The 19,155-nt window shown below is 74.9% G+C and carries 15 protein-coding genes and 1 pseudogene; 9 read left to right on the top strand and 7 right to left on the bottom strand.

Annotation, left to right across the window (positions count from 1 at the left end; all coding sequences use genetic code 11):
* Positions 1–36 precede the first annotated feature (36 nt).
* The 4 genes from AB0G84_RS24310 (at position 37) to AB0G84_RS24295 (ending at position 4,230) form a co-directional block, all read left to right on the top strand.
* Positions 37–960: a hypothetical protein gene (locus AB0G84_RS24310; RefSeq protein WP_361324432.1), complete on the top strand. Its 924-nt coding sequence runs from the start codon at positions 37–39 to the stop codon at positions 958–960.
* Positions 953–1,582 carry a rhomboid-like protein gene (locus tag AB0G84_RS24305; protein ID WP_361324429.1) on the top strand — a complete coding sequence of 210 codons (630 nt, stop codon included), beginning with the start codon at positions 953–955 and terminating at the stop codon, positions 1,580–1,582. Before AB0G84_RS24310 ends, AB0G84_RS24305 begins: the two co-directional genes overlap by 8 nt.
* Positions 1,583–2,250: 668 nt before the next feature.
* Complete coding sequence (locus AB0G84_RS24300; protein WP_361324426.1) at positions 2,251–3,003, top strand: IPT/TIG domain-containing protein; 753 nt, start codon at positions 2,251–2,253, stop codon at positions 3,001–3,003.
* A 576-nt stretch (positions 3,004–3,579) separates the two neighbouring features.
* On the top strand, positions 3,580–4,230 hold the full coding sequence (locus AB0G84_RS24295; protein ID WP_361324423.1) for a winged helix-turn-helix domain-containing protein: 651 nt from the start codon (positions 3,580–3,582) through the stop codon (positions 4,228–4,230).
* Positions 4,231–4,276: 46 nt separating this feature from the next.
* Here the strand turns inward: AB0G84_RS24295 and AB0G84_RS24290 are convergent, their stop codons facing one another.
* The 3 genes from AB0G84_RS24290 to AB0G84_RS24280 are packed head-to-tail and all read right to left on the bottom strand — an operon-like array spanning position 4,277 to position 6,790.
* A complete protein-coding gene (locus tag AB0G84_RS24290; protein ID WP_361324420.1) occupies positions 4,277–4,912 on the bottom strand; it encodes a VTT domain-containing protein in 636 nt (211 codons plus the stop codon).
* A gap of 58 nt (positions 4,913–4,970) precedes the next feature.
* Positions 4,971–5,993 carry a lysophospholipid acyltransferase family protein gene (locus AB0G84_RS24285; RefSeq protein WP_361324417.1) on the bottom strand — a complete coding sequence of 341 codons (1,023 nt, stop codon included), beginning with the start codon at positions 5,991–5,993 and terminating at the stop codon, positions 4,971–4,973.
* Positions 5,990–6,790 carry a GNAT family N-acyltransferase gene (locus AB0G84_RS24280; protein ID WP_361324415.1) on the bottom strand — a complete coding sequence of 267 codons (801 nt, stop codon included), beginning with the start codon at positions 6,788–6,790 and terminating at the stop codon, positions 5,990–5,992. Before AB0G84_RS24280 ends, AB0G84_RS24285 begins: the two co-directional genes overlap by 4 nt.
* A gap of 441 nt (positions 6,791–7,231) precedes the next feature.
* Between AB0G84_RS24280 and AB0G84_RS24275 the strand changes: the two genes are divergently transcribed.
* From AB0G84_RS24275 to AB0G84_RS24255, 5 genes and pseudogenes are all read left to right on the top strand, one after another.
* Positions 7,232–10,420, top strand: a complete 3,189-nt coding sequence (locus AB0G84_RS24275) for an alpha-N-acetylglucosaminidase TIM-barrel domain-containing protein (RefSeq protein WP_361324412.1) — start codon at positions 7,232–7,234, stop codon at positions 10,418–10,420.
* A 44-nt stretch (positions 10,421–10,464) separates the two neighbouring features.
* On the top strand, positions 10,465–10,695 hold the full coding sequence (locus tag AB0G84_RS24270) for a DUF397 domain-containing protein (protein ID WP_361324409.1): 231 nt from the start codon (positions 10,465–10,467) through the stop codon (positions 10,693–10,695).
* A gap of 158 nt (positions 10,696–10,853) precedes the next feature.
* A complete protein-coding gene (locus AB0G84_RS24265; RefSeq protein ID WP_361324406.1) occupies positions 10,854–12,824 on the top strand; it encodes a hypothetical protein in 1,971 nt (656 codons plus the stop codon).
* 11 nt (positions 12,825–12,835) lie between these two features.
* A pseudogene (locus tag AB0G84_RS24260) lies at positions 12,836–13,030 on the top strand (2Fe-2S iron-sulfur cluster binding domain-containing protein); the annotation flags it as partial.
* Positions 13,031–13,065: 35 nt separating this feature from the next.
* The gene (locus AB0G84_RS24255; RefSeq protein WP_361324403.1) at positions 13,066–13,761 is read left to right on the top strand and encodes a TetR/AcrR family transcriptional regulator; all 696 of its coding nucleotides are present in this window, start codon (positions 13,066–13,068) and stop codon (positions 13,759–13,761) included.
* 190 nt (positions 13,762–13,951) lie between these two features.
* On the opposite strand, the gene AB0G84_RS24250 is transcribed toward AB0G84_RS24255, so the two are convergent.
* From AB0G84_RS24250 to pulA, 4 genes are all read right to left on the bottom strand, one after another.
* Positions 13,952–14,584 carry a hypothetical protein gene (locus AB0G84_RS24250; protein ID WP_361324400.1) on the bottom strand — a complete coding sequence of 211 codons (633 nt, stop codon included), beginning with the start codon at positions 14,582–14,584 and terminating at the stop codon, positions 13,952–13,954.
* Positions 14,581–15,603 (bottom strand): WXG100 family type VII secretion target, encoded by a 1,023-nt coding sequence (locus AB0G84_RS24245; protein WP_361324397.1) that lies wholly within the window; start codon positions 15,601–15,603, stop codon positions 14,581–14,583. The genes AB0G84_RS24250 and AB0G84_RS24245 overlap by 4 nt, the downstream gene beginning before the upstream one ends.
* Positions 15,600–15,917: a DUF2563 family protein gene (locus AB0G84_RS24240; RefSeq protein WP_361324394.1), complete on the bottom strand. Its 318-nt coding sequence runs from the start codon at positions 15,915–15,917 to the stop codon at positions 15,600–15,602. The genes AB0G84_RS24245 and AB0G84_RS24240 overlap by 4 nt, the downstream gene beginning before the upstream one ends.
* 274 nt (positions 15,918–16,191) lie before the next feature.
* Complete coding sequence (gene pulA, locus AB0G84_RS24235) at positions 16,192–18,948, bottom strand: pullulanase-type alpha-1,6-glucosidase (protein ID WP_361324391.1); 2,757 nt, start codon at positions 18,946–18,948, stop codon at positions 16,192–16,194.
* Positions 18,949–19,155: the final 207 nt, after the last annotated feature.

Raw genomic sequence — 19,155 nt, 5'->3', positions numbered from 1 at the left:
GGGACGGCTGTCAGTGGCGGCTGGCAGGCTGGGAACATGCTTGCGATCAGCGTCACCACCGAGACCGGGCCGGTCCTCACCCGCCCGGCCGCCGAGGACCTCGCCGCGGTGCTGCGGCGGATCGGCGGCGAGGACGACCACTTCGTGGTCGTCGACCGGCTGTCGGACGAGCCCCAGGTGTATGTGCAGACCTACCGGGACGGCGACGGACCGTACGAGGTCCAGTACCGCGACGGTGCGCCGGAGCGCCACTTCCGCGCCGAAACCGGCGAGGCCGGAGTGGTGATCGAGGTCTTCCTGGACTGGGCCCGCGGCGGGGAGGCGTGGCGTACCGCGCTGGACTGGCAGCCGGCGGACCTCTACGGCACGCCGGAGCTGGCTCCCGACACCCGCGCGGCCGCCGAGGAGCAGGCCCGCAAGGACATCCGGTCCGGCTTCTGGGGGTTCCACGACGTCGTACAGGGCGTCCGTGACGCCTTCGACCCCGCGGAGGTGGAGATATCGGTCCAGGCGGCGCGGCGGATCGTCGCGGGCCTGTGGGAGGAGCGGCTGGCCGAACAGGCCGGGTGGCCCGAGGTGACCGACCCGGACCGGGTCGCGCAGGCCTTCGCCGCGCTGGGGTCGCAGGGGCTGACCGCCCGGATGAACTTCAGCTGCTGCAGCGGATGCGGCATCGGCGAGATCGGAGCCGAACGGGCCGACGGTGACCGGGGCTTCGTCTTCTTCCACTACCAGGACACCGAGGCGGCGGCGGAGGGCCACGGGCTGGCGGTCCGGTACGGCGCCTACGCCGGCCCCGGGGAGGACGGCGCACCGGCGGAGCGGCGGACCGCGGTGGGGCGGACGGTGCTGGCCGCGCTGACCGGGGCGGGGCTGCCGGTGCAGTGGGACGGCGATCCGGACCGGGTCATCGAGGTCAGCCCGCTGGACTGGCGCAAGCGACTGCCGGCGGGTGGCTGAGGTGGCGCCCCGGCTGCCCTGGGCCGCGCCGCTGTACGTCGGTGCCGTACAACTCGGTGCGTACGCCACCGCGCGGCTGCCGCAGCGACGGCGTGCCGAGCTGCTGCGCCGGCACTCCACCAACGTCGCCAATCTACGGGCGGGTCGGTGGGAGACGCTGGTCACCAGCGCCGCGTTCGTGGAGGCACCGCTGCCGGTGCCGTACGGCGCGGCGCTGCTCGCCGTCCTCGGGACGGCCGAGGTGCGCTGGGGCGCGGCCCGTGCGGCAGGGGTGTTCGCGGCCGGGCACCTGGGGGCCAGCCTGCTGGTCCATGCCGGGCTGCGCGGCCGGGTACGGACCGATCCCCCGGACGCGACCGCGCGCGCCCTCGACGTCGGGGCGAGCTACGGCTTCCAGGCGATGGTGGGCGCCCTCGCCGCGACGGTCCCGCACCGTGCCGTACGGACGGTGGCGACGGCCGGGTTGCTGGCGCTGACGGCACGTCCGGTGCTGCGCCGCGGGCGCACCTTCACCGACGCCGGGCACCTGGCGGCGCTGGCGCTCGGGGTGGCGGTGAGCCACGGGCTAAGGGGAGGCGGGGGCTCCGGGCGCGGGACACACAGCGCGGCGCGACGGCCGTAGCGGGGGTGGGGGCGTAGCGGGGGCGGGGGGCGTAGTGGGCGGGAGCGGCGCGGGAGCCGTAGCGGGGCGGTACTTCCCACCGGGCAGGACCTGGCCGCGATGGCGGAGGAGTAACCGGCGGCTTCCTGAGCCTTGCTTGCGCCGTCGTCGTGCGCTCCTCCGTCCGGGCGAATACGCGTCAACGCCATTGCGGACGTATTCACCCCCATGGATTACTGGTTATGCCCAATTCCGGTGGGCCGCCCATCCTCTTCCGGAGAGCGTCAGCCGGCTTGCCCCGCTGACCGTCCTGGGTGCCCAGCCAGGCTGAGTTGCCGGTCATGGCGCCGTCATGGGATCCCTTGCCCAGGAAGTTGGACCCGCTGATGCCGTGCGCCTGGTACTGGCTGGTGCAGTGGCTCGCGCAACCTGACATGCGTTACGCAGGGGTCCGTACTCCGTGACTGTCGTCTGGGCCGTCCCCCTTTCCAGGGACTGGCTGCAGACCCGGCCACCGCCCGTACCCAGATCCGGGTGACCGCGATCACGATGGCGAAACGCGGGCGGCGAAGGCCCCGGCGACCAGGCCGGCTCTGACGCGGAAAAGGGCCTTTCCCTCGCTAACGACGAACGGCAGCCCGCCCGGTTCCACTCGTCGTTCCTCACTGACCCAACTAAAGGAGACAGTCATGCCCATCTCACCCAATCAGGGATCCACCAGTGGCGGCACCACGGTCACCATCACCGGTACCAACCTCGCCAACGCCACCGCCGTGCACTTCGGTTCCAAACTGGCCACCATCACCGGCAACACGGCTACCTCGGTCACTGCCACCTCCCCCTCCGGCAGCGGCACAGTTCCTGTGACCGTGACCACCCCGGGCGGCACCAGCAACCCGCTGTCGTTCTTCTACGTCGGCGCGCCGTTCAAGTCCGGCCTGAGCCCCGACACCGGCGTCACCGCGGGCGGCAACACGGTCACCATCAACGGCACCGGCCTGTCCACCGCCACCGCCGTCCACTTCGGCGCCGTCTCCGCGACCCCGACCGTGGTCAACGACAGCCAGCTGACCGTCACGGTGCCGGCGGGAACGGCAGCCGGCCCGGTGGGCGTCAGCGTCACTACCGCGGGCGGCACCAACAACGGCCTGACCTACACCTACGTCGACGCCCCCACCATCGGCACACTCAGCCCCAACTCCGGTCCCCCCTCGGGCGGAACCGTGGTGACCATCTCCGGCACCGGCTTCACCACCACCCAGTCGGTCACCTTCGGCAGCACGCCCGCGCCGTTCACCGTCATCGACGACACCACCCTGTCCGTCGTCACCCCGCCCACCCCTGACGGCGCTCCCGGTCCCTCCAATGTCACCGTGACCACCAGCGGAGGCAACGCCTTCGTCGCAGGCGGCTTCACCTACGTCAACGGGCCCGGCATCTGACCCGCAGCCAAGGACCGGTGACGGCCTGATCCCGCAACCCGAGTCCCGGCCCCCTGTCCGGGCAGGGCAGGAGCCGCCGCCCCTCCTGGCCGGACAGGGGATCGGGGAGCGAGTAGGAGCGCCCCACCGCCCTTCCTGCCCCGCCCTCTCGCCCCGCCGCCCTTCCGCCCCGTTCCCCTTCGGCGTCCGCCGCCCGTCCGGTCGCCAACTCCCGTCCGTCAGGCCAGATCCGCGCCGAGTCCCGACCGGATCGCGTCCGGGCCGGCCGGGTGTGCTGCCGGGTGTGCTGCCGGGCACGGCCGATTCCCACTACCCGGGCGCCCACACCGGGGACAGATCCCCGGCGGTCTGGTTCAATGGGGCCATGGCCAGCCTCACCGACACCGCGACAGGTCGCAGCGACCTGGAGCCGTTCTGGCCGTCCCGGCAGGCGCATGCCTTCGACCGTCTGTGTTGCCTCGCGCACTGAGCGCGGGCCCGCCTCTGCTCCACCGACGCCGCTGACCGGTGTCCCCAGCCCTGCCCGCGCGCATGACGTCCCCCGACGCCCCCTCTGCGCGAAAGAGCTGACTGACGATGACGAACCTCCGTACCCTGACCGCCGGTTCCGCGACGGCTTCCGCCTCCCCCCGCACCACACCGCCCCCGCACCGCCACCGGCTGCGCGCGGTGGCTCCCGACGAGGCGCTCGCCGCACCGGCCACCGCCCCCGACGACGGCGCCGCGCAGCACGGCATCGAACGGGTCGTCGAGCTGCTGAACTCCGGCGCGACCTGGCTTCCGGCGCCCCAGCACAGCCTGCCCGTCCTGCCCGGCCAGCCGCCGATGGTCGGCTATCTCGTCCTGGTGCCGGCCGAGCAGGCCGCCGCCGCGGTCCCGGTGCCGGCCACCGGGACGGCGGCACCGGCCTCCGGAACGGCGGCGCCCGCCCCGACCGGCGACGCGACCGTGCGGATCGACCCCGAGCAGCGGACCGCGGTGGTCCAGGGCCGGCCGCTGGACCTGACGTACCTGGAGTTCGAGCTGCTGGCCCATTTGGTCGCGCACCCGCACCGGGTACACACCCGCGACCAGTTGGTGACCACGGTGTGGGGCTACGGGCACGTCGGCGACGGCCGCACCGTCGACGTCCATGTCGCCCGGCTGCGCCGCAAGTTGGGCGCCGGGCTCCGGTCGTCGATCGTGACGGTGCGGCGGGTCGGCTACAAGTACGTGCCGAGCGCCTGAACCGGCCGGTCCCCCGCGACCGGGCGCCGCACCGCGGGGGCCGGCCTCAGGTGCCCTCCCGTTCCTCGCGGAGCGGGAGGGTGCCCGGGGCGCGCCGGTGCAGGGCGCCCACCCCGCAGGCCACCAGCAGTCCGACGCCGGAGGCCAGCAGCATGCCCTCGGCCGGGGAGTCGGTGAGCGCCGCGCCGCCCAGGCCCCCGAGGGCGACGCTGGAGACCGCCCAGACGCCCGCGCCCACCGCGTCCAGCAGCACGAAACGGCGCAGCGGGAAGTGGACGCTACCGGTGGACAGGGCGGATACCACCCGCCCACCGGGCAGGAAGCGGCCGGCGATGACCAGCAGCGCGGCATGCCGTTCGACCATGGCGCGGGCCCTGGCATGCCGGGCCCGGCCGCGCTCCCCGCGCAGCAGCCGGCCGATCGCCCGGGGGCCGGCGTACCGCCCCACGGCGTAGCCGAGGCAGTCACCGGCCAGCGCCCCGGCCGCCGCGACCCCGGCCAGCAGGCCGAGCAACGCCGGGTCGGGGCCGATCAGCACGGCGAGCAGGACGACGGTGGCCTCGCTGGGCATGAACGGCAGCAGGGCGTCGAGCGCCGACACCAGCAGCACGACCAGCCATACCCAAGGGGAGCCCAACAGGCCCTGCAGTGAGCCGGTCAGCTGGTCCAGCTCGTCAAACATGGCCGTCCGCCTCGTCACACATGGCTGTCCGCTTCGTCAGACATGGGCGTCCAGTTCGTCAGACATGGGCGGGCGTGTGCCCCACGGGCGCCGCGGCCGGCTCCCCTGTGAGCCCGGCCGGCGGAGCCGCCTGCGCCGGTACGGCCCGTGTCAGCGCGGCCACCGCCGGCACTGCTACCGGCCCGGCTGCTACCGGAACGGCCACTGACGGCCCGGCCGATGCCGCAACGGCCGCTGCCGGCAGGGCCACCGCCGGCACCGCCTGCGTCGCCGCGCCCGCCGTCCGCCGCCCGCCGCGCACCAGCCGGGCCGCGCGGGCCGCCAGCTCCCGCCGGTCCAGGCCCGGTTCGGCCGTCGTCAGCACCGGATGCGCGGTGACGCGGACGGTCAGCGCCCGGGCGGCGAGCACCCGGCGCAGCGAGGCGAGGAAGGTGTCCTCGCCGCAGAAGGCGGCGACCGTGCTGGGCCGGCCCTGCTGGGTGTACTCGACGGTCACCGGCCGGACCGGAGCGCCGGCGTCCAGGGCGGCCTGGAAGACGGCCCGGCGGAAGGTGCCCGCCTCGGCGCTGCACCAGGTGGTGGCCTGCGGGAACACCGCCACCGAGCGCCCCACGGCGAGCAGTTCGGCCACCTCCTGCACGGTGGCACGGAGCCGGCGGGGGCTGCTGCGGTCGATGAAGTGCGTACCGGCCCGGCGGGCCAGCCCGCCCACCACCGGCCAGGTGCCGACCTCCCGCTTGGCGAGCAGGGTGACCGGCTCGACGGCCAGCAGCGCGGGGATGTCGAGCCAGGAGATGTGGTTGACGACCAGGAGGGTGCCGGGCCCGTCGCCCCCGGCGGTGAGCGCGCCGGCGCCCGGTTCCGGGCCGTCGAGCCCGATGCCCAGGGCGTCCAGCAGCGCGCCGGCGTGCGCCCGCAGCCGCGGCGGATCGGCCATCCGTTCGCCGTCCGTCAGCGCCCGGCGCACCCAGTGGGCGAAGACCGCCGAGCGCCGGGCGACGTCGGCCGCCGGGACGCGGGGCAGGGCGGGTGCGGCGCAGTCCGGCGTGCAGTCGGACCAGACGTCGAAGGGGCCGTTCACCGCTCCCCCAGGAAGTAGCGCCGGTAGCGGTCGTCGAGCCGCTCCATGTCCAGTACGACGAAGAAGTCGGCGACGTCGAACTCGGGGTCGTGGGCGGGCGCGCCACAGATGACGGCGCCGATGCGCAGGTAGCCGCGGAGCAGCGGGGGCAGTTGGGCGGCGCTGGGGCGGGCGGGGGCGGGGACGGTGGGGTGCCAGGGGTGGTGCGGGGTGACCCCGAGCTCGGGCGGGGCGGCGTAGCGGGTGCGGCCCAGCTCCCAGGCGTGGGCGGCAGCGGTGCCGCCGTCGGCCAGCGGGACAGAGGCACAGCCGGCCAGGTAGCGGTGGCCGGAGAGCAGGGTGTACCGGGCGAGCGCGGCCCACATCTGGGTCATCACCGCACCGGTGCGGTGGTCGGGGTGCACACAGGAGCGGCCGGCCTCGATGAGCGAGGGGCGCAGCGCCTCCAGGGCACCGAGGTCGAACTCGCCGTCGGAGTACAGCCGGGGGCTGCGGCCGGGCGGCAACAGCCGGTAGGTCCCGACGAGGTCGCCGGTGGCGGTGTGGGTGACGACGAGGTGGTCGGCGAGCTCGTCGACGGCGTCGATGTCGTGGCCGGCCAGCGGCGTGTGCAGAGTGGCGCCGAGCTCACCGGCGAAGACCTGGTGGCGCAGCCGCTGGGCGGCCCGGATCTGCTCGACGGTGTCGGCGATCTGCGCCGTGTAGCCGGGGGCGGGAGCGGCGCCCGCGCCGGGGGTGGGAGCGGGTGCCGGGGTGGGAGCGGGGACGGCGACGGAGGCGGTCGTTGCCATGCTCATGGGAGCCCTCCATGGGGAGTGGGGAGGCTGTGCGAGTCGACGGGCGGGGGGACACTGCGGTGGGCTGTGCGGGGCGTGCGGTACCGCTCCGCGTACGGGTACACCCGACCGGGGGCGTCCCCCATGACCTGGCCCTTTCCTACGCGGCAGACTGTTCCCGGGCCCGACGGCCGGGCGCGTGAAGCCCAGGGAGCGAACGGATGAGGGTCCGCGGAACACTGGTTGCCGCCGCCCGGGGACGGGCGGGGCCGCGGGGCCGGGGAGCGCTCCCGTGCCGCCGGAAGCGGTGCTGGCAGCGGCGCCGGAGGCCGCCGGCGCCGTCGGGAAGGCGCTGCGCACCGCCCGCCCCGGCGCCACCCGCCCCCTTGGAGCGCGGCGGGGCGGCCGTTAGCGTGCCCTGCGCACGGGTCCGTCCGTAACCACCGAACCGTGGGGGCACAGGTGAACCGACCGTCACGACGTGCACTGTTGGGAACCGCCGGAGCGATCGGTACCGGGGCGGTGCTCGGCGGGACCGCCGGCGCCTCCCCCGGCCGCGGCGCGCACCGGGCGGCGGCCGGCCCCGCGTCCGGTGCGGACTGGGACACCGCGCCCGCGCGGGCGGCGCTGGCCCGGCTGCTGCCCGGCCACGCCGACCGGTTCACGCTGGTGCCGCTGGCCGTGCGGGACGGCGGTGACCGCTTCCGGGTGACCGGGCGGACCGGCCGGATCACGGTCGCCGGGACCACCCCCGCGGTGCTGCTGACCGGCGTCCACTGGTACCTGAAGTACACCTGCCGGACCCACCTGTCCTGGGCCGGCGACCAGGTGGCGCTGCCCGCCGAGCTGCCCGCCCCCCACACCCCCGTCGAGCGGGCCACCGCGCTGCGGCACCGCTTCGCGCTCAACGACACCCACGACGGCTACACCGCCCCGTACGCCGACTGGGCACGCTGGGAGCGGCTGATCGACGTGCTGGCGTTGCGCGGCGTGAACGAGGTGCTGGTCACCCCGGGCGCCGAGGCCGTCTACCACCGGCTGCTGACCGGCTTCGGCTACTCCGACGCCGAGGCCCGCGGCTGGCTGCCGGCGCCCTCCCACCAGCCGTGGTGGCTACTGCAGAACATGAGCGGCTACGGCGGCCCGATGAGCCCCGAACTGCTGCACAAGCGGGCCGCGTTGGGACGGAAGATCTGTGACCGGCTGCGGTCGTTGGGGATGCACCCGGTGCTGCCCGGCTACTTCGGCACCGTCCCGGACGGGTTCGCCGCCCGCAACCCCGGCGCCCGCACCGTCCCCCAGGGCACCTGGTCCGGTCTGCAGCGCCCGGACTGGCTCGACCCGCGGACCGCGGTCTTCGCCGAGGTGGCCGCCGCCTTCTACCACCACCAGGAACACCTCCTGGGCCCCGCCGACCACTTCAAGATGGACCTGCTGCACGAGGGCGGCGACCCCGGTGACGTCCCGGTGCCGGCCGCCGCCCGCGCCGTGGAGAAGGCGCTGCGCACCGCCCGCCCCGGTGCCACCTGGGTCATCCTGGGCTGGCAGGGCAACCCGCGGCGCGATCTGCTGGACGCCGTCGACCACGACCGGATGCTGGTCGTCGACGGGCTCAGCGATCTGGAGACGGTCACCGACCGGGAGCGGGACTGGGGCGGGGTGCCCTACGCCTTCGGTTCCATCCCCAACTTCGGGGGCCGCACCACCGTCGGTGCCAAGACCCACGTGTGGGCCGAGCGCTTCTGGGCCTGGCGCGACAAGCCCGGCAGCCGGCTGGTGGGCACGGCGTACATGCCCGAGGCCGCGGAGCGGGACCCGGCGGCCTTCGAGCTGTTCTCCGAACTGCCGTGGCGGGAGCGCCCGGTGGACCGCGCGGCGTGGTTCGACGGCTACGCCGACCTGCGCTACGGCGCCCGCGACGGGCAGGCCCGGGCCGCGTTCGCCGCGCTGCGCACCAGCGCGTACCAGATCTCCAGCGCGGACGGCCGGCCGCACGACTCGATCTTCGCGGCCCGCCCGAACCTGACCGCCCGCTCCGGCACCGTCTACGCCACCCACACCCCGGCGTTCGACCCGGCGGCGTTCGACACCGCCTTCGCCGCGCTGCTCGCGGTCCGCCCGGCGCTGCGCGACAGCGACGCCTACCGCCACGACCTCACCGACGCCGCCCGGCAGGCCCTGGCCAACCGCTCCTGGCAGCTGATCGGTCAGCTCCAGGACGCCTACCGGCGCAAGGACGGGGCCGCGTTCGGCGCGCTCTCCCGGCTGTGGCTGCGGCTGATGCGGCTGAGCGAGGAGGTCACCGGCGCGCACCGGCGGTTCCTGCTCGGGCCCTGGCTGGCCGACGCCCGGGCCATGGCGTCCGACCCCGCGGAGGCGGACCAACTAGAGCACAGCGCCCGTGCACTGATCACCACCTGGGCGGACCGGGCCACCGCGGACGGCGGCTCGCTGGCGAACTACGCCAACCGCGACTGGCACGGCCTGATCGGTGACGTCCACCTCCCGCAGTGGCAGGCGTACTTGGACGAGCTGGCCGATGCGCTGGCCGCGGACCGGCCGCCGAAGACCTTCGACTGGTACGCCAGGGAAGAGCCCTGGACCCACGCGCACCAGGCCTATCCGCTACGGCCTACCGTCGATCCGCACCGCACCGCGCAGCGCGTCCACGACACCCTCGCCGGGGCCCCCTACCAGGGCACCGTCACGGTCACTGCCACCCCGGCCGGGCTACCGCCGGGCGGGACGGCGACCGTCGGCGCGACGCTGCGCAATGTCAACGGCCTGCGCGCCACCGGCCGGGTCGACTTCGCGTTGCGCGGGGTGGACGCCACCGCCGCGGGCCCGGTCTCCCTGCCCTCGGTCCCGCCCGGCGGGAGCGGCACGGCCCGCTGGCGGGTCACCGCCCCGCCCGGCCCCCTGGACGCTCCGCTGCGCCCGCTGCCCTACGACCTGACCGTCGACTATGGCCCCCGGGGCGAGCCGCGGGTGCGGGCCGCGCGGCCCGGCACGCTCTTCGTGGCCGGGCCGCTGGACGCCGGGCTGCGCACGGTGACCACCAACGCGGCGGTCTTCGGGCAGTTGGACGACCGCTTCGCGGTGAACGGTGCGGGCGCGGACCTGTGGAAGGGCACCGCGGAGTTCGGCGCGGTCTACCGGCCCGGCGCGCTGACCGCCGGTGGCTCGGTGACGGTCGAGGTGACCGGGCAGGACGCTACCGGCCCCTGGGCCCGGGCCGGCATCATCGTCCGCAACCGCCTGGCCGGGCCGCCCGCACCGGGCTCCCCGGACGCCCGCGGCTTCCTCAACCTCTCGGTGACGCCCGGCAACGGCGTGGTGCTGTCCTACGACGCGAACGGCGACGGCGCCCTGGACACCTACCGGCGGCTCGCCGGCGGGTCCGCCCCGGTGCTGCTGCGACTGGCCCGCGGCCGGGACGGCGCGGGCTCGGGCACGTACACCGGTTCCTGTTCCACCGACGGCGGCGCCACCTGGCGGGAGGTTGGCACCGTGACCGTGCCGGGAGCGGCGGCCCGCCAGGACACCGGGCTGCACCAGTGCGCGGCCAACTCCGGGACCGGGGAGCGCGGTACGGCCACGTTCCGCCGCTGGGCGGTCACTGGCAGCTCTCCTGGCAGCCGCGTACGCTGACCGGCACGGACCACGGAACGACCACGAGCGAGGGGACCCACGGTATGAGTGCCGCAGCTGAGAAGGAGTGGCTCTACGCCCTCGACATCTCCGACGCCACCTGGCAGCGCGCGCCCGGCGACGCCGAGGAGGCCGTGGAGATCGCCTTCCTGGAGCGCGGTGCGGTCGCCATGCGCAACTCCACGGACCCCGATGTGGTACTGCGCTACACCGAGGCCGAGTGGCGGGCCTTCGTGCTCGGTGCGCGGGACGGTGAGTTCGACCTCCAGCAGTGACCCTGCCCCAAGCGGTAGGCGGGGTGGGCCCGTTGGACCTGCGGCCCGCGCGGAACCCTTCCGCGCGGGCCGCGGTCCGTTGCGGGCACCGTGCCGGCGCCTCCGGGCGGGCCGGCGGGGCCCGGTGACCATCACAGGATTCACTCGTTTCACCGAACGTGAAGCAGCAGCAGGCGACCTCCCACCGTCCGGACCGCACCTCCCCCGGCGGCCCCGCCGCTCCCGGTGACGTCATCGACGTCGAGCAGGCCGAGGCGGCGCTGGTCGAGCACTACCCCCGGCTGGTCCGGCTGGCCTACCTCGTACTGCCCGCCGGCCGCAGCCGTGGCCGGCGGGTGTTGGCCGCGCACGGCGTGGTGCAGCGCACCCTGCCGCGCCAGCGCGCCTCCGCCGGCGGGCTCGGGCTGCCCGCCCAGCGGTCCGGGACCGACGCGGCCATCGACCCCGGTTACGCCTTCGTCCGGATGCGGGTGCTGCGCAGCGCCCTGGCCGCCGGGCGCAGCCGGCGCCGGCTGCCTGCCCGGCCGCCGCTGTTCCCCCAGGTGTGGGGGCTGCGGCTGTTCCCGCGCTCCGGGGGCGCCGATGAACTCGCCCTGGACCAGGCGCTGTCGGCGCTGTCCGGGCCGGCCCGGGCGGCGTTCGTGCTGCGGGATCTGGAGCGGCTGAGCGTGCCGGAGGTGCGCCGGGTGCTGGAGGCCGCCGGGGTGGCCGATCCCCGGGAGGCGCTGGTGGAGGCGGAGCAGGCGGCGCTGCCGGCCGGCAGCCGGGACCGCTCGCTGCTGGAGTCGCCGGAGTTCGACCCGTGCGCCCTGCAGGCCCGCCCGACGGACCTGATCCGGCGGCGGCAGCACGGCCGGGCGGTGCTGGCGGCGGGTGTCGCGCTGCTGGTGAGCGGGGCGCTGCTGGGCATGCCGGGCGACGGCTGGGGCCCGGACGGCGCCGCCGCCCCGCCGTACGCCCGCAATGCGGCGGCCGAAGCGGCCCTGGAGCCGGGCAGGTTGACGGTGACCTCGGCGACGGCGTGGAAGACCGCGGCCCGGCAGGACTTCGCCGCCTGGCCGGCCCGCGGCGACCGGATCCACGACAAGGCGCTGCTCCGCCGCGCCCTGGCCGTCTGGGCGCGGCCCGGTGCCGGGGTGCAGGTCTCGGCGACCCCGGGCACCCCGTCCGGGCCGGCCGCCGGCCCGGCCCAGTTGCTGTTCGCGGGGGTGGTCGACCACGCCGTGGTGGTGCTGTTCCACGACGGCCTGCGGGTGGTGCGGTACGCCGAGACCGCGGACGGCGAGGGCCAGGCCGACGACACCGGCGCGGCGCTGGACTTCGCCCGGACGGACGGTGCGGCGGCCGACTCGGCGAGCGCACTGGTGGTGGCCCGCACCCAGGGCAACGTCCGCTATCTGACCGCGCCCTGGGTGACGTCGGCGCACCTGGTGGACCTGCTGAAGCCGGACGCGGCGGCCCAGCCGGCGCACCTGGACGCGAACGGGCTGACGGACCCGGTGCCCTCGCCGCAGGCCGCGGAGAAGTGCACCGGCTGGCCGGCGCTGCGGATGGGCGGCCACCTCCTGACCGACCTCGGCGAGCTGACCCCGACCCGGCTGACGTACGGCACCCCGCGCAGGCCCGGCGAGGTGAACGACCCGCAGGCCCGGACGGCGTGGGCGCGGAGCGCCTGCCAGCTGGCGGCGGTCCGCGGGCGGGGCGTCCGGGCGGTCAACTCCTGGGAGTTCGCCCGGCAGCCGCTCCCCGGCGGCGCGGGGACCGCGGCCTGGCTGTGCACCCGCGCCGAGACCTGGCGGGGCGCGGGCAGCCGGACGACGGCGCAGATCCAGACCCCGGCGCCGAGCGGGCAGCCGTATGCGACCGGGGCGGTGACGGCCCAGGCCGAGGGCGGCACCGCCTGCGGCCCGCGGTCGCCGAAGGCGCTGTCCGGGGTCCTGTGGAAGTCGCCCGCGGGCCGCTGGTGGCTGCTGGCGGCGGGCAGCGAGCAGCTCACGTCGATCAGCGCGACCGGCGGGGTGCGGGGTCAGGCCCCGGGCCGTCTGCTGTCGCTGCCCGCGAAGGCCGGCGACCGGGCGGAGCTGGCCGGCCGGCTGGCCAACGGCGGGCGGATCGGGGCGCTGCGCTGAGCCCGGCGCGGGCGGTCCGCGAGCAGGCGCTGCCGGATCTTCCGTACTCCTGCGAGCAGGGGTTCTGCGGCACCTGCCGACAGCGGGTGCTGGCCGGCGCGGTGGACCACCGCGACGCCCTGCTGACCGACGCCGAACGCGCCGACTCCCTCCTGATCTGCGTCTCCCGGGCGCACGGCGGCGAGCGCCTCGTTCTTGATCTGTGATCTCGCGCCGCGCCCGGGGTGGTTAGGGTGTCCGCATGACGACCGGGACGCGCCGCAGGATGGGCGTCGAGGAGCGGCGTGATCAGCTGATCGCGGTCGCCCTCGACCTCTTCAGCCACCGTTCCCCCGAGGATGTGTCGATCGACGAGATCGCGGAGGCGGCGGGGATCTCCCGTCCGCTGGTCTACCACTACTTCCCCGGCAAGCAGCAGTTGTACGAGGCCGCGCTGCGGCGCGCCGCCGAGGAGCTGACCGCCCGCTTCCTCGAACCGCACGAAGGCCCGCTCGGCGCCCGGCTGTTGCGGGTGATGGAACGGTTCTTCGACTTCGTCGACGAGCACGGCCCCGGCTTCTCGGCCCTGATGCGCGGCGGTCCGGCCATCGGCTCGAGCCGGGCCGGCGCGATGATCGACGGGGTCCGGCAGGCCGCCTACGAGCAGATCATCGCCCACCTCGGCGTGCTCGACCCGCCCCCGCGGCTGGAGTTGGTGGTCCGCTCCTGGATCTCCCTGGCCGAGACCACGGCGCTGCTGTGGCTGGATGGCCGCGGCATCCCGCGCGCGGAGCTGCAACGGCAGTTGGTCCACGACTTCGCGGCGCTGGCCGCGGTCAGCGCCGCCTACGACGAGCGGATGGCGCAGGTGGTCCGCCGCATGCTGGCCGACGAACCGGCCGACGGGATGTTCGCGGACCTGGTGGGCCGGCTGATGACGTTGCCACAGGCGGTCTGACCGGCGGTCTCGGTGAGCGGCCCGGCCAGCGTGTTCCGCAGACGGTCCGGCCGGCGGTCTCCGCAGGCGGTCCGGCCGGCGCTCTTCGCAGACGGTCCGACCAGCGGTCTCCGCGGTCAGTCCGGCCGGCGGTCTCCGCCGTGGTCGGCCGCCCCACGTGGTCGGCTCTCCCGCCGTGCGGGCGGCCCGTTCAGCTGGGCCGGCCCGCCTCGGCCCGTGGGAAGCACTCCGTGAAGTACCCGGCGTGCTGGCTGCGGAGCTCCACCCGGGCCCAGGACCCGTCGGTGAAGCCGAACTCGAAGGTGTCGGCGTCGATGTCGGTACGGTGCCGGACCTGGGCGACCCGGTCCGCCGGCACGCTCCAGCCCGGCTCGACGTGGCCGAGTTCGCCACGGCGCCGGCCCCGCTGGACGTAGCTGAGGTACAGCGAGCGCTCGGTCAGCTGGAGCACCGGCAGCGCGTCGGTGGTCGGCACCCGGGGCCACAGCGCGGTGGCGAGCCCGCCCGCCAGACTGCCCCAGCCGCCCTGCAGCGCCTTGCCCTTGGGGCGCCGGCCGCCGAAGAGTTCGGGGACCGGCTCCAGGATGGCGTCGGCCCGCCAGTAGATCCGCCAGAAGAACCGTTTGGCGCCCTCCCAGCGGTCGCCCGGGAGACGGTGCCCCACCAGGACGCGGGGACGGTTCCACCGCCACGGCTTGGGCAGCTTCCGTCCGGGGAGGGCGACCTCGTTCGCCACCAGCCGCTCCCCGGCCGGCAGCGCCGTCGCCGCCCGCTCCCTGGCCTCCTTGTACGGCACCCTGCCCCAGGCGACCCGCAGGCTCATCCGAAGACCTCCCGGACCGGCTTCGACCGCGGAACGGCCTCGGCCAGGCGCTCGTCGAAGCCCTGGGGCTCCGGCCGCTCGGCGTACTGCTTCTGCTGCTCGGTCTGCGGGCCCTCGTCCTTGCCGGACGTCTGGTGCTCCAGGTCCCATTTCTTGCCACCGACGCTGACCCAGTCGAGGCCCGTGGCGTCATGGATGACGCGCTCGGCCCGGTCGCCCGCAGCGCCGACCTTCTCCCCGATGTCGACCCCGGTGGCGTGCTCGATGACGCTGCCGGCCAGCGGCCCCGCGCCCACCACGGCGCCGACGGCCTTGGCCCCCGCGGCCTTCTTGAGCACCCGCTTGACGTTCGTGTTGATCTTCTTGCGGGCGTTCTTGTTCCGCCACAGCGCCTTGGCCTTGATGCGCGCCCGCCGCAGCTTCTGCACCGCCCGCATCCGGTCGGCGAGGTCCTTGAGCTTGTCGGCCAGCTTGGCGGTGATCCGTACCGCCTTCATCGCGCGGTGGGCGGCGCCCGCAGCGCCGATGAGCGGGCCGATCGCGGCGCCGATGCCGGCGGTCAGGAGCGCCACGATCGCTGCCGTCGCGGCGGCCACCAGCAGCGCCTCCACGATCTCGGTGATCAGCTCGACCATGGTCTCCTCGGCCTCGGTGCACGATTCCGCGGCCATCTCCAGGAGTTCGGCGACCGTGACCATGTCCTCGGCCTCGGCCTTGAGGGCCTTCTCGAACTCGGACATCACGCCGCCGAAGGCCTCGGAGGCCTCACCGGTCCAGGAGTCCTGCAGGGTCCGGCGCTCGGCCCGCAGGTCGTCGACCACGCCCTCCATGTCGCGGGCCGCGGCCCGCCACTCCCGGGCGGTCTCCCTCAGCTTCTCGTTGTCACCGCTGACCTTCTCCAGGTACTCGTCGAGTCCGAGGTCTTTGATGGCGCCCCGGATGACCGAGTCCAGCGCCCCGGCCAGCGGATTGCTCCAGTCGACGTCGAACCCGATGCGCTCCAACGCGGCGCTGCTCATGCCTGACCACCCCCGAACGACCGGACCTGGTCGTCCTCGTTGGTGTCGTAGGCCTCGGCGCTCAGCCGGACGCCGTCGGCCAGCCCGTTGAGCGACTCCTTGACGTCGTGGAGGTCCTTCACTGCCTCCTCGGACTGGGCGTCGTAGTCCGCCTTGAGGCTGTCGGACTCCGCCAGCATCCCGAACACCCCGCTGGACAGCTGGAGTCGGGAGATCCGGGTGCGGATCTTCTCCACCTGGTCCGCCGCGTCGTCCGCGGCGTTCGCATAGCGCCGCAGGGCGCTGCTCTCGACGTCGTACCCCGTACCGCCCATGTGTCCTCCCCGTGGCAATGCCGGACCGGCACCCGCCCCATGCCAAGTCTTTACGCAATCAGGACGGTTGCTTTGGCTGCACTGTACCCACCCCGGGTGTACGGGGGCGGGGCGGCCACCCGGGCAATGGAGTGGCAAAGGGAACACCAAGGGGGCCGGGGCCGGCTCCCGGTGCGGCACCTGCGCGGCGGGACCGGCTCCCGGTGCGGCACCTGCGGTCGAGGTGACGAGGGCGCAGGTGCCGCACCCGGGCTCGGCCGGCGCCGGGCCGGTGTCAGCGGTGGCGGAAGACCGCCACCGTGCGGGCCGGGACGGTGAAGGTGCCCGAGGTGCGGTCGTAAGAGGCGGAGGCGGTGGTGCGGTCGGCGCCGTGGGCCTGGACGGGGTGCAGCGCGTACGGCCGGCCGGCGAGGTCACCGACGGTCTGGCGCTGTTGCTGCGGGGTGGCGTTGAAGACGATCACCAGGTCGGCGAGGCGCATGGTGAGCACGCCCGGGGTCTCGTCCGCCCCGGAGAGCGGGAAGGAGAGCTGGGACTGGACCGCGGCGGTGCTGGACAGGTCGAAGGCCGGTTCGGTGGCGTGGATGCGGAGCAGGTCGCGGTAGGCCGCGGCGGCGTGCCGGATCGGGCCGCAGTCGGGGCGGAGCGCGGGGTCGGCCAACAGGGGCTTGGCGTAGGGCCACTTGTCCTTGTTGTCGGCGGCCGGGGGCAGTCCGCGGCCGAAGCCGTTGCCGTCGGCGCAGTTCCAGTGCACGGCGTTGAACCAGTCGCCGCTGTCGAAGGAGTTGCGGTCCAGCGACTTGGAGCGGAGCAGGTCGGTGCCGGCCTGGGAGAGCGCAGGCCCTTGCGAAAGGGTTGCGGTGGCGAGCGCTAGGACCTGCATGCGGGCGCGGTCGGCGGCGTCGGTCCCTTGCGGCAACTTGTAGGCCAGCGCGTCGTAGAGGGTTTCGTTGTCGTGGGCGTCGGCGTAGGCGAGGGCGTCTCCGGGCGCGGCGGCGTAGCCGGCCGGGGCGCCGTTGTAGTCGACCTGGGAGCCCGTGACGCGGCGGCCGGCGCTGTCGGTGAAGGTGTAGTCGGCGAGGTTGCCAGTGAGCCCGACCTTGAGGAGGTCCTGGTCGTGCAGCAGTCGGGCGCGCTGGGCGGCCGGACTCCCGCTGGCGGGCGAGGAGTTGGGGTCGGTGTACAGACCGGAGGCGAAGCCCTGGACGCGGGGGTCGGCGTCGAAGGGGCCGCCGCCGCGCACCGCGTCCCGGGCCCGGTCGTTGAAGGTGGCGATGCCGGTGCGGGCCATGTTCCGCTGGGTGGCCTGGACGAAGCGGGCGTCATCGGCCGCCTCGCCGAAGTTCCAGCCCTCGCCGTAGAGGATGACCGCCTTGCCGTCCACCCCGTCCCGGGCCGGGGTCAGCGCGTCCAGCGCCCTGCGGACGGCCAGGATGTTGGCCTTGGGGTGGTGCCCCATCAGGTCGAAGCGGAAGCCGTCGACCTTGTACTCCTTGGCCCAGGTGACGACGGAGTCCACCACGAGCTTGCCCATCATGGTGTGTTCGGGCGCGGTGTTGGAGCAGCAGGTGGAGGTGGCCACGCTGCCGTCGTCCAGTAGCCGCTGGTAGTAGCCGGGCACGATGCGGTCCAGGACGGAGTGCGGGTCCTGGCCGGCGGCCGCGGTGTGGTTGTAGACGACGTCCATGACGGTGCGCAGCCCGGCACCGTTGAGGCCCTGCACCATGCGGCGGAACTCGACGGTGCGGGCGGGGCCCTCCGGGTCGGAGGCGTAGGAGCCCTCGGGGACGGTGTAGTGCAGGGGGTCGTAGCCCCAGTTGTAGGCGTCGCGGGCCGCGGTCCGGCCGACGCACTCCTGCTGGCGGTCGGAGTCGGGCGCGTACGAGGCGAGGTCGCAGTCGGGACGGTCCTGGTCGGTGCGTTTCTCCGGGACGGTGGCACCGTCGAAGACCGGCAGCAGGTGGACGTGGGAGGTGCCGGCCGCTGCAAGGTCTTTCAGGTGGCGCATGCCGTCGGAACGGTCGTCGGTGAAGGCGAGGTAGCCGCCCGGGTGGCGGGAGGTGCGGTCCTCCGCGGAGAAGTCACGGACGTGCAGCTCCTGGATCCGGGCCCGGCGCAGCGGGACGGCGGCGGGCTTGCGCAACCGCCCCCAGCCCCGGGGCGCGAGGCGCGGATCGTCGAGGTCGGTGACCAGGCTGCGGGCCGAATCGGCGGTCAGGGCGGTGGAGTAGGGGTCGGTCACCTTGTTGGTGACGGTCCGCCCGGCCGTGGGCACCCAGACGGTGACGAGGTAGCGGTAGGACTTTCCGGCCCAGTCGCGTCCGCCCCGGACGTGCCAGACGCCGCTTGCGTCGTCCCGCCGCATCGGGACCGTACGGCCGTCGAGTTCCAACGCGACGGTACGGGCGGTGGGCGCCCAGACGGAGAGGGTGGGGCGGCCGTGGTCGAAGACCGGCCCCAGCCGGGCGCGTTGGGCGCGGCGGCCGTAGAGGTCGTCCAGCACGCCGGGTATCTGTACGCCGGTGGTGGTGCGGCTGCCGTCCGCCGTGCGCTGGGCGGCGAGCAGGCGTCCGCGCAGCGCCGCCGGAGCCAGGGCGCGGTCCCGGGGGTCGACGGTGAAGGCCGGGTAGCCCGTCAGGTGCGGGAAGGCGGTGCGTTCGGCCGGGGTGAGGGTGCCGGGCGTGAGCCGGATCCGCCGCTCCCCCGCCGCGGCCCGCTCGCCACCCTCACCCTTGTCCCCGCCCCCGTCCCCGTCCCCGTCCCCGAACTCCAGCTGGGCGGCGTTGCGTTCGGCGCCCTTCCAGACCACCGTGTCGCGGTCGATCCACTGCGCCAGCGCCCCGCCCGGCGCGGACGGGGCGGACGGGGCGGACGGAGCGGCCTGGGCAGGCGGCAGCGGGGAGGAGACGAGCAGGCCCGCCGCGCCGACGACCAGGGCGAGGGCGGCGGCCAGGCGCCGGCCGGACCGACGGGGGGCGAACCGGCGCGCGGCGGACCGGGACCAGGGGGACCGGCGTGGGGTGGAGGACATGGGTCATGGTTCTAGCCGCGACGATTCCGCCGTGCAAGACCTTTCGCAAGACATTGCAAGGGTGTTACGTTCCTTGCGCAACAGCCGATCCGGCCGGCCGAGGGCTCTTCCTGACGGGCCCCACGCGCCCGGCCGGCCGGACCGGCGTCAGCCGTGGCGACGCCCCATCCCACCCAGGTTCGCGCACACTTGGGCGGCCGACTGGCT

It is taken from the genome of Streptomyces sp. NPDC020742 (assembly GCF_040641675.1).
Classification (GTDB): Bacteria; Actinomycetota; Actinomycetes; order Streptomycetales; family Streptomycetaceae; genus Streptomyces.
Note: the sequence above shows the minus strand (reverse complement) of the source record. Positions and strands in the feature narration are given on the sequence as shown.